The 9,495-nt window shown below is 66.5% G+C and carries 10 protein-coding genes; 8 read left to right on the top strand and 2 right to left on the bottom strand.

The window, feature by feature from the left end:
* From LPN03_RS19970 to LPN03_RS19985, 5 genes are all read left to right on the top strand, one after another.
* On the top strand, positions 1–3,485 hold a 3,485-nt coding region (locus LPN03_RS19970; RefSeq protein ID WP_262455642.1), incomplete at its 5' end, for a multifunctional oxoglutarate decarboxylase/oxoglutarate dehydrogenase thiamine pyrophosphate-binding subunit/dihydrolipoyllysine-residue succinyltransferase subunit.
* 72 nt (positions 3,486–3,557) lie between these two features.
* The gene (locus LPN03_RS19975; RefSeq protein WP_262455643.1) at positions 3,558–4,157 is read left to right on the top strand and encodes a GDSL-type esterase/lipase family protein; all 600 of its coding nucleotides are present in this window, start codon (positions 3,558–3,560) and stop codon (positions 4,155–4,157) included.
* A gap of 88 nt (positions 4,158–4,245) precedes the next feature.
* Positions 4,246–4,320 carry a 50S ribosomal protein bL37 gene (locus LPN03_RS20980; RefSeq protein WP_370875258.1) on the top strand — a complete coding sequence of 25 codons (75 nt, stop codon included), beginning with the start codon at positions 4,246–4,248 and terminating at the stop codon, positions 4,318–4,320.
* 147 nt (positions 4,321–4,467) lie between these two features.
* Entirely contained in the window at positions 4,468–4,938 is a 471-nt protein-coding gene (locus LPN03_RS19980) for a DUF4149 domain-containing protein (protein WP_262455644.1), read from the top strand.
* Positions 4,939–4,941: 3 nt separating this feature from the next.
* Positions 4,942–5,484, top strand: a complete 543-nt coding sequence (locus tag LPN03_RS19985; protein WP_262455646.1) for a group III truncated hemoglobin — start codon at positions 4,942–4,944, stop codon at positions 5,482–5,484.
* On the opposite strand, the gene rsrA is transcribed toward LPN03_RS19985, so the two are convergent.
* Together rsrA and LPN03_RS19995 are read right to left on the bottom strand one after the other, a co-directional pair.
* Positions 5,481–5,741: a mycothiol system anti-sigma-R factor gene (gene rsrA / locus LPN03_RS19990; protein WP_165180911.1), complete on the bottom strand. Its 261-nt coding sequence runs from the start codon at positions 5,739–5,741 to the stop codon at positions 5,481–5,483. The genes LPN03_RS19985 and rsrA overlap by 4 nt on opposite strands.
* A gap of 2 nt (positions 5,742–5,743) precedes the next feature.
* Positions 5,744–6,508 (bottom strand): sigma-70 family RNA polymerase sigma factor, encoded by a 765-nt coding sequence (locus LPN03_RS19995; protein ID WP_410468624.1) that lies wholly within the window; start codon positions 6,506–6,508, stop codon positions 5,744–5,746.
* A 183-nt stretch (positions 6,509–6,691) separates the two neighbouring features.
* Here LPN03_RS19995 and LPN03_RS20000 point away from each other — a divergent pair, with 183 nt between their 5' ends.
* The 3 genes from LPN03_RS20000 to LPN03_RS20010 all read left to right on the top strand — a co-directional run.
* Positions 6,692–7,207 carry a DoxX family protein gene (locus LPN03_RS20000; protein ID WP_262455648.1) on the top strand — a complete coding sequence of 172 codons (516 nt, stop codon included), beginning with the start codon at positions 6,692–6,694 and terminating at the stop codon, positions 7,205–7,207.
* Positions 7,208–7,213: 6 nt separating this feature from the next.
* Positions 7,214–8,515 carry a 3-phosphoshikimate 1-carboxyvinyltransferase gene (aroA, locus tag LPN03_RS20005; RefSeq protein ID WP_262455649.1) on the top strand — a complete coding sequence of 434 codons (1,302 nt, stop codon included), beginning with the start codon at positions 7,214–7,216 and terminating at the stop codon, positions 8,513–8,515.
* Between the two features lie 3 nt (positions 8,516–8,518).
* Positions 8,519–9,495: ribosome small subunit-dependent GTPase A (locus tag LPN03_RS20010; RefSeq protein WP_262455650.1), on the top strand; the 977-nt coding region annotated here is incomplete at its 3' end.

Consider the following 9,495-nt stretch of genomic DNA (forward strand, 5'->3'; position numbering starts at 1 on the left):
CGGCCGCCCCGCGCCCGCCGGCCCCGGCCAAGGATGCCGCCCGCACCGGCACCACACCCATCCCGGCACAGCTCCCCAAGACCGCCAAGGACACCTCCGTCCCGGACGAGGCAGTCAGCACGGTGCTGCGCGGCCCGGCCAAGGCCATCGCCACGAACATGATCACCAGCCTGGAGGTGCCCACTGCCACCAGCGTGCGCGCCATCCCCGCCAAGCTGCTCATTGACAACCGCGTGGTCATCAACTCCAACCTGGCCCGTGCCCGCGGCGGCAAGGTTTCCTTCACGCACCTGATTGGCTACGCCGTCATCAAGGCGCTGGGGCAGTTCCCTTCCATGAACGTCTACTACGACGTCATCGACGGCAAGCCCGTGGCCGTCCAGCCGCCGCACGTGAACTTCGGCATCGCCATCGACATGCCCAAGCCGGACGGCTCCCGCCTGCTCATGGTGCCGAACATCAAGAAGGCGGAGACGCTGAGCTTCTCCGAGTTCTGGCGCACCTACGAGGACCTCATCAAGCGTGCCCGTGCCGGCAAGCTTACGGCCGACGACCACGCCGGCACCACCGTCTCCCTGACCAACCCCGGCGGCATCGGCACTGTCCACTCCGTGCCGCGCCTGTCCAAGGGCCAGGCCGCCATCATCGGCGTCGGCGCATTGGACTACCCGGCAGAATTCCAGGGCGCCAGCGCCAAGATCATCGCCCGCAACGCCGTCTCGAAGATCCTGACGCTGACCTCCACCTACGACCACCGCGTCATCCAGGGTGCCGGCTCAGGCGAGTTCCTGAAGAAGGTGCACCAGCTGCTGCTCGGTGCGGAGAACTTCTACGACGACATCTTCGAGTCCCTTCGCATCCCCTACGAGCCCGTGCGCTGGAGCCTGGACCTGCAGGTGGACCCGGCCGACGAGATCAACAAGGTGGCCCGGATCCAGCAGCTGATCCACTCCTACCGCGTCCGCGGACACCTCATGGCGGACACCGACCCGCTCGAGTACCGCCAGCGCAAGCACCCCGACCTGGACGTGCTCACCTACGGCCTGACGCTGTGGGACCTGGACCGCGAATGGCCCACCGGCGGCTTTGGCGGCCGGCAGAAGCTGCTGCTGCGCGACATCCTCGGCGTGCTCCGTGACGCCTACTGCCGCACCACGGGCGTTGAATACATGCACATCCAGGAACCGGAACAGCGCCAGTGGTTCCAGGACGAGCTGGAGCACCCGTACTCCAAGCCCAGCCGCGAAGAGCAGCTGCGCATTGTCTCCAAGCTGAACTCCGCGGAAGCGTTTGAGACGTTCCTGCAGACGAAGTTCGTGGGCCAGAAGCGCTTCTCGCTGGAAGGCGGCGAATCCCTGATTCCGCTGCTGGACTCCATCATTTCCGACGCCGCCGACGACGGCCTGGACGAGGTCGCCATCGGCATGGCCCACCGCGGCCGCCTGAACGTGCTGACCAACATCGCCGGCAAGACCTACGCCCAGGTCTTCCGCGAATTTGAGGGAACGCAGGACTCCCGCAGCGTGCAGGGCTCCGGCGACGTGAAGTACCACCTCGGCACCGAGGGCACGTTCACTTCCGACGCCGGCAATGAGACCAAGGTGTACCTGGCCGCCAACCCGTCACACCTGGAAGCCGTGGACTCCGTGCTGGAGGGCATTGTCCGTGCCAAGCAGGACCGCCTCGACCAGGGCGAGAACTTCCCGGTGCTGCCCATCATGGTCCACGGCGACGCCGCCTTTGCCGGCCAGGGCGTGGTGGCGGAAACGCTGAACCTCTCCCAGCTGCGCGGCTACCGCACGGGCGGCACCATCCACGTGGTGGTCAACAACCAGGTGGGCTTCACCACGGCGCCGTCGTCCTCGCGTTCCTCCGTGTACTCCACCGACGTGGCCAAGATGATCCAGGCCCCCGTGTTCCACGTCAACGGCGACGACCCTGAAGCCGTGGTGAGGGTTGCCGAACTGGCCTACCAGTTCCAGCAGCGCTTCCGCAAGGACGTTGTCATCGACATGGTCTGCTACCGCCGCCGCGGCCACAACGAGGGCGACGACCCCTCGATGACGCAGCCGCTCATGTACAACCTGATCGAAGCCAAGCGCTCCGTGCGCCGCCTCTACACCGAGGCCCTGATCGGCCGCGGTGACATCACCGAGGACGAGGCCTCCCAGCTGCTGCGCGACTACCAGGAACGCCTGGAGCGCGTCTTCGCCGAAACCCATGCAGCCCAGACCTCCCCCATCCCGATCGTCACCCGGGATGCCCAGGCAGTGTCCGACATTGAGCGCCCCCTCGCCCAACAGAAGGACAGCGGCGTCAACGACCCCAAGGTCACCGCCATCAGCGCCGACACGCTGGCACGCATCGGTGCCGCCCACACGGCCGTGCCGGAGGGCTTCACCGTCCACCAGAAGCTGAAGTCGCTGCTGGAGAAGCGCGAGATCATGTCCCGCGAAGGCGGCATCGACTGGGGCTTTGGCGAGCTGGCCGCGTTTGGCTCCCTCCTGCTCGAAGGCGTGCCGATCCGGATGGCCGGCCAGGACTCGCGCCGCGGCACCTTCGTGCAGCGCCACGCGGTGTTCCACGACCGCGCCAACGGCAACGTCTGGACCCCCATCTCCGGCCTGAGTGAAGACCAGGCCAAGCTGTGGATCTACGATTCGCTGCTGAGTGAATATGCGGCCATGGGCTTTGAATACGGCTACTCCGTGGAGCGCCCGGACGCCCTGGTGATCTGGGAGGCACAGTTTGGCGATTTCGCCAACGGCGCCCAGACCATCATGGACGAGTTCATCTCCTCCGCCGAGCAGAAGTGGGGCCAGCGGTCCTCGCTGGTGCTCATGCTGCCGCACGGCTATGAGGGCCAGGGCCCGGACCACTCCTCGGCCCGGATCGAGCGCTACCTGCAGATGTGCGCCGAGGAGAACATGGTGGTCGCCAACCCGACCACGCCGGCGTCGCACTTCCACCTGCTGCGCCGCCAGGCCTACAGCCGCCCGCGCAAGCCGCTGATCATCTTCACCCCGAAGCAGCTGCTGCGCCTCAAGGCCGCCGCCTCGGCCGTGGAGGACTTCACCACCGGCGGCTTCCGCCCCGTCATCGGTGAGCATGCCGCCTTGGATGCCAACGCCGTCGACCGCGTGCTGCTGGTCTCCGGCCGCCTGTACTACGACCTGCTCGCCGCACGCGACAAGGCCGGGGACACCAAAACGGCCATCGTCCGCGTGGAGCAGCTGTACCCGCTCCCCGAGGCCGAGATCAAGGCCGAACTGGCCAAGTACCCCAACGCCGGGGTCGTGTGGGCCCAGGACGAGCCTGCCAACCAGGGCCCGTGGCCGTTCATGGCCCTGAACCTGGCTCCGCGCCTGGACCAGCGGCTGGGGCTGGTGTCACGCAACGCATCGGCCGCGACGTCCACGGGATCTGCCAAGATCCATGCCGTGGAGCAGACGCTGCTGGTCAAGCAGGCTTTCGAGCGCAACTAAGGCGTTTAGGATGCCCGGTCTGGATGACAGGCCGGGCATCTTCCATTTGAAGTGAGAAATGAAGGGGGCACCGTGGAAAAGCGGGAGCTGCGAATTGTGGCCGTGGGGGACGAGCTGGTGGCAGGCGTGGGCGATCCGCGCGCACTGGGTTGGCTGGGCCGGGTCCTGGCGCGCACGCCGCAGGAAGACATCACGGTGGAGCCGTACGTCCTGGCCAACCCCAGGGAAGGCACCGAAACCCTCGCGGGGCGCTGGCTGCTCGAGGCCGGCAAGCGTTTCGACGACTTTCATGAGAACCGGCTGGTCATCGGGCTGTCGGGGCGGGACATTGAATACGGGCTCTCCACGGCGCGCAGCCGGCTGAACCTGGCCAATATCCTGGACGGCGCCACCCAGCTGAACATTCCGGTGTTCGTGGTGGGGCCGCCGCCGTCGCTGGATCCGGCCCTGAACCGCAAGCTGGCGGAGCTGAACACCGCTTTTGCCGACGTGACCACCCGCCGCAAGCACCACTACGTGGACACGTTTTCGCCCTTGCAGAACCACGAGCAGTGGCGCAACGACGTTGCCGCCAATGCCGGCGCCCCGGGACAGGCCGGCTACGGCCTCATGGCGTGGCTGGTGCTGCACCGCGGCTGGTACCAGTGGCTGGACCTCCCCGAAGCCTCCTGACCCTCCCCCGGTTAGGTGCACCCGCACCAGTTATGGGAGACTTGGGGGCAGATCTTTTTCGGATCTTTGTCAATGATTGGAGGCAGCCATGTCAAAGCGTTCACGCAAGCGTCGGGACCGCAAGACCGGCGGCGCAAACCACGGTAAGCGCCCCAACACGTAAGTCCCGGCTTATGATCACAAATGCCCGTCCCGCCGCTTGGCAGGACGGGCATTTGCGTGAGCAAGCAGACATCGGCATTAAATACGGGAATTTCCATGCTTATTGCTACGCTGGAACAGTACCCCCGCCGTAAAGAGAAAGACGCCCATGTTCGCCCTCGTTTTGCTGACCATGCTGCCGTTCGTTTGGTTTGGCATGGTGGTTGCCATTTCCTTCATCGAAACCCCGTTGAAGTTCCGCGCGCCCGGCATGACCCACGCGCTGGGCGTGGGGATCGGCAGGATCGTCTTCAAGGTGCTCAACAGTGTCGAGGCCGTGGTTGCGGCCGCAATCCTGCTCACCTGGATCCTGCGGCCGGCACTGGTCTCCCTGCCGGCAGGGCTGCTGTTGGCCCTCGCAATGGCCGCCCTGGCCCTGCAGGTGCTGGTGTTGCGCCCCTCGATGGCCAAGCGCACCAAGGCCCTCTCGGAGACCGCCCTGAGGCACGACGGCGGCGCGGCCGTCAAGGCGAAGGTCGGCACAAACACGCACATCGCCTACATAACGTCGGAAGCGCTGAAGGTGCTTGCCCTGCCGGTGGCCGGCATCATGGTGGTCCTGGCCGTGGCGGCCCGGTAGGCCGTGGACGCCAGCAGAAGCGCCAGCTTCCACCTCAACTCCGGCAGGACGGCGTCGAGCCTTCAGGCCTACCAGCCGCAAGGCACGCGAACGTTCGAAACGGGGGCGGCGGAACCGGCCGACATCGCCAACCGCCAGGACATCCTGGACCTGGTCAGCACTTTTTACACGCGCGCCTTTGCAGACGAACTCATTGGGCCCATCTTTACCGACGTGGTGCACATGGACCTGGTCCGGCACATGCCCATCATGGCTGATTTTTGGCAGACGGTGTTGTTCAAGGCGGGGCTGTACCACCGGAATGCGCTCAAGATCCACTTCGACATCCACGCCCTGGAACCACTCACCCTGGAGCACTTCAACAGGTGGCTGCAGTTGTGGACCAACACCGTGGACGGACTGTTCAGCGGCGAGAAGGCTGAAATGGCGAAGGTACAGGCTCACCTGATCGCCGGTTCACTGCACCGGCGGGTGACGGGGCGTCCGGCCAGCCAGTACAGCACCATTTCCATGCGTCCGCCCGAAGCGGCGTCGCAGGAAGGCTAAACCTCTGCGGGGCGGCCTTCGTGCAGGCGGGCCAAAATGGCAGCCTTGAGCGTCTCAGGAGCTGCCTCCTTGCAGGAACGCTTGACCACGGAGCGAATCACGCACTCGAGGTCGTACTCGTGCGCGCAATCGGTGCAGCCGTCAAGATGCGCCTTGATCTCCTTCAGGTCATCGCGTGACAGTGCACCGTCAAGGTACTCGTAAATTCGCCCGATGCGTTCGTCAGCGCAATCGCCCAGGCCCTGGCAGTCGCCCATGGTTAGTTCTCCGTTTCCTTAAGTTCTGGTGCGGCGCCCTTGGCGTACCCGCGTTCCACTGCATAGTCGGCCAGCATGTCTCGCAACAGCTTCCGTCCCCGGTGCAGCCGTGACATCACGGTGCCGATGGGGGTGTTCATGATTTCTGATATTTCCTTGTAGGCAAAGCCTTCAACGTCGGCAAAATACACTGCCAGGCGGAATTCCTCCGGGATGGCCTGCAGGGCGCTCTTCACGTCCGAGTCCGGCAGGTGGTCCAGGGCCTCGGCCTCGGCGGAGCGCAGCCCCTGGGAGGTGTGTGACTCCGCCCGGGCCAGCTGCCAGTCCTCAATCGAATCCGAGTTGGACTGCAAAGGCTCACGCTGGCGCTTGCGGTACAGGTTGATGTACGTGTTCGTCAGGATCCGGTACAGCCACGCCTTGAGGTTCGTGCCGGGCTTGTACTGGTGGAAGGCGGAAAACGCCTTGGTGTACGCCTCCTGCACCAAGTCCTCGGCATCGCTGGGGTTCCGCGCCATGCGCATCGCGGCCGAATACAGCTGGTCAACGTATTGCATGGCGTCGCGCTCAAATCTGGCGCTCCGCGCCTCAACGGACTCGGTGGCAACGTCCACCGTGGCCACATCGAAATTTTCCCGTTGCGCCCCGCCCACAGGCTCGGCAGCGGTGTCAACGGCTTGCTCAGGCTCGGAAATGTTCATCACAGAAGAGTCTACTGTCAGTGCCAGCATTGAAGCCTTTCCGAGTGATGGTTGCGCCGTGCCCATGCGCGCCTGTTTACATTGACCTGACCGTGCCGGCCCGGTTCCCCGCTATGAATGCAAACCCCGGTACGGCGTCGTCTATTCCGCAAACAGCGCGCCCAGGTGCAAGACTTAGGGGAAGCCGGAACATCCCCGCGCCCGGCGTGGCCGGGAACAGATGTTCGCCGCACCACTTAGGAGGCCTCCTTGTCCGTGATCCGCGCCCTCGCCCGCCCCATGCTCGCTTCGTCCTTTATCCTTTCCGGCATTGACCGGCTGCGGCGGGCCGACGAAACCGCACAGCAGCTTTCGCCTGTTTTGGGTCGTTTTTCCGCCGCGCTCCCCGTGAACGCCAGCGAAAAGACACTGGCGCGTGTGCTGGCAGGTGCCCAGGTGGGTGCCGGCGTGCTCCTGGCGGCCGGAAAGTGCTCCCGTGCAGCAGCCGCGGTGCTGTCATTGACGGCGGCCCTGACCACCTATGTTGAATACCGCAGCGCCGCCACGGACACCAAGGAGGCCAGGTCGCACCGCCGCAGCCAGCTCGCCAAGAACATTGGCCTGCTGGGCGGGGCACTGCTGGCCAGCATGGACACGGCGGGGCGCCCCGGGCTGGCCTGGCAGGCAGGGCAGCTCATCGAGTCCGGCAAGAAAGGCACCTCGAAGCAGCTGAAGAAGGCTGATGCGGGCGTCCGTTCCCTCGCCCATGACGTGACGGGACACTAGGCTTCCATGACCCATGCCCCCTGGCCCGCCCCGTATTCACCGCAGCCCCTTGACGCCACGGTCACCATCCCGGCGTCGAAGTCGCTGACCAACAGGTACCTGGTCCTGGCGGCGCTGGCCGACGGCGAATGCCGGCTCCGCGCACCCCTCCAGTCACGCGACTCGGACCTGATGGTCGGTGCCCTGCGCGCCCTGGGTGCCGTCATCCGCGAGGTCCCCGGCACCGGTTCGGTGCCCGACCTGGTGGTCACGCCAATTCCGGCGGGCTCCCCCGTGGATGCGGTGGTGGACTGCGGCCTGGCCGGCACCGTTATGCGGTTTGTCCCGCCGCTCGCCGCCCTCCTCAAGGGACCGGTGACGTTCGACGGCGACACCGCGGCCCGCGTGCGCCCCATGGCACCCATCGTGGCCGCCCTGCAGGGGCTGGGCGTCCGCGTTGCCGGTGCGGAAGGCGGATTCATGCCATTCACCGTGCATGGCACGGGCACGGTGGAGGGCGGGCACGTGGCCATTGACGCCGGCGCGTCGTCCCAGTTTGTTTCCGCCATCCTCCTGGTGGCGGCCCGTTTTAGCCAGGGCCTGCACCTGGAACACACCGGGGAGTCCGTGCCCAGTGTGGACCACATTTCCATGACCGTGGAGGTGCTGCGCTCCCTGGGCGTGGAGGTTGATGACTCCACGCCCAAGCACTGGATTGTGCAGCCCGGCCCCATTGCCGCCTTTGACGTGGAGTTGGAGCAGGACCTCTCCAACGCCGGGCCCTTCCTGGCCGCGGCCCTGGCCACGCGGGGCACCGTGCGCATTCCCAACTGGCCGGCCCGGACCACGCAGGTGGGCGCCAAGTGGCGGGAAATCCTGCCGCAGTTTGGCGCGACCGTCACGCTGGAGGACGGCGTCCTGACCGTCACGGGCGGCCCGGACATCCTGGGCGTGGACATTGCCGACACCAGCGAACTGGCTCCCTCCACGGCCGCCCTGTGCGCCCTGGCATCCACCCCGTCCCGGCTGCGCGGGATCGCGCACCTGCGCGGGCACGAGACCGACCGCCTGGCAGCCCTCGTGGCGGAAATCAACGCACTCGGGGGCAACGCCGTTGAAACCGGGGACGGCCTCATCATCACCCCGGCACCCCTGCACGGCGGCCTGTTCCGCAGCTATGAGGACCACCGCATGGCGACGGCGGGCGCCATCATCGGGCTGGCCGTGCCGGGCGTGGAGGTCGAGGACATCACCACCACGAACAAGACCATGCCCGCATTCCCGCGGATGTGGGCGGCCATGGTCGCGCAAACGGCAGCGGCCGGCTAAGGCATGGCACGCGATTACAGCAACTGGGACGAGTCCGACGTCAGGGTGCGGGCCAACAAGAAAGGCAGCCGGCCGCGGACCAAGGACAGGCCCGCCCACGAAGACGCCGTCATTGGGCGCATTATTACGGTTGACAGGGGCCGCTACACGGCGATAGTGGACGAGGACCTGCCCGGCGAACGCGTGCTCATTGCCGCCCGTGCCCGGGAACTGCGCCGCTCCCCCGTGGTGGCGGGCGACTTTGTGGCACTCGTGGGGGACACCTCCGGCGCCCCTGACACGCTCGCCCGGCTGGTCCGTGTGGAGGAACGCCGCACCCTGCTGCGCCGCAGCGCCGATGACACCGACCCGGTGGAGCGCGTGGTGGTGGCGAATGCGGACCAGCTGGTCATTGTGGTGGCTGCCGCCAACCCGGAACCCCGCACCGGCTTCATCGACCGCGCCCTCGTGGCGGCCTATGACTCCGGAATCGACCCGATCCTGCTCATCACCAAGGCGGACATCAAGGACCCGGCGGAACTGCTGGCCAACTACGAACACCTCGACATGACAGTCATCATCAGCCGCACCGCATCCGCCGGCGCTGCCGACGCAGCTTCGGCCATTGATGCCCGCAGCGACGACGGCGACTCGGCGCTCCTGGCCGGCGGCGCCGTCGAACTTTTGCGCGGCCACCTGGACGGGAAGGTCAGCGTGCTGGTGGGGCATTCCGGCGTCGGCAAGTCCACCATGGTCAATGCCCTGACCGGCTCCCGGCGGGCCACGGGCGGCGTCAACGCCGTGACGGGGCGCGGCCGGCACACCTCGTCCTCGGCGCTGGCGTTGCGGTTGCAGGACGGCCAGCCACGCTCCTGGATCATTGACACCCCCGGCATCCGATCCTTCGGCCTGGCCCATGTGGACGCGGACAGGATCCTGCACGCCTTCCCGGACCTGCAGCCCGGCACCGACAATTGCGAACGGGGCTGCAAGCACGACTC

Origin of the sequence: Arthrobacter sp. A2-55 (assembly GCF_025548615.1) — a bacterium.
Lineage (GTDB): Bacteria > Actinomycetota > Actinomycetes > Actinomycetales > Micrococcaceae > Specibacter > Specibacter silviterrae.

What these genes read in the sequence shown, in the direction of transcription:
- LPN03_RS19995 (WP_410468624.1), bottom strand. Translation starts at nt 6,508, where the DNA reads ATGGGCACGGCGCAACCATCACTCGGAAAGGCTTCAATGCTGGCACTG.
- rsrA (WP_165180911.1), bottom strand. Translation starts at nt 5,741, where the DNA reads ATGGGCGACTGCCAGGGCCTGGGCGATTGCGCTGACGAACGCATCGGG.
- LPN03_RS19980 (WP_262455644.1), top strand. Translation starts at nt 4,468, where the DNA reads ATGTTCGCCCTCGTTTTGCTGACCATGCTGCCGTTCGTTTGGTTTGGC.
- aroA (WP_262455649.1), top strand. Translation starts at nt 7,214, where the DNA reads ATGACCCATGCCCCCTGGCCCGCCCCGTATTCACCGCAGCCCCTTGAC.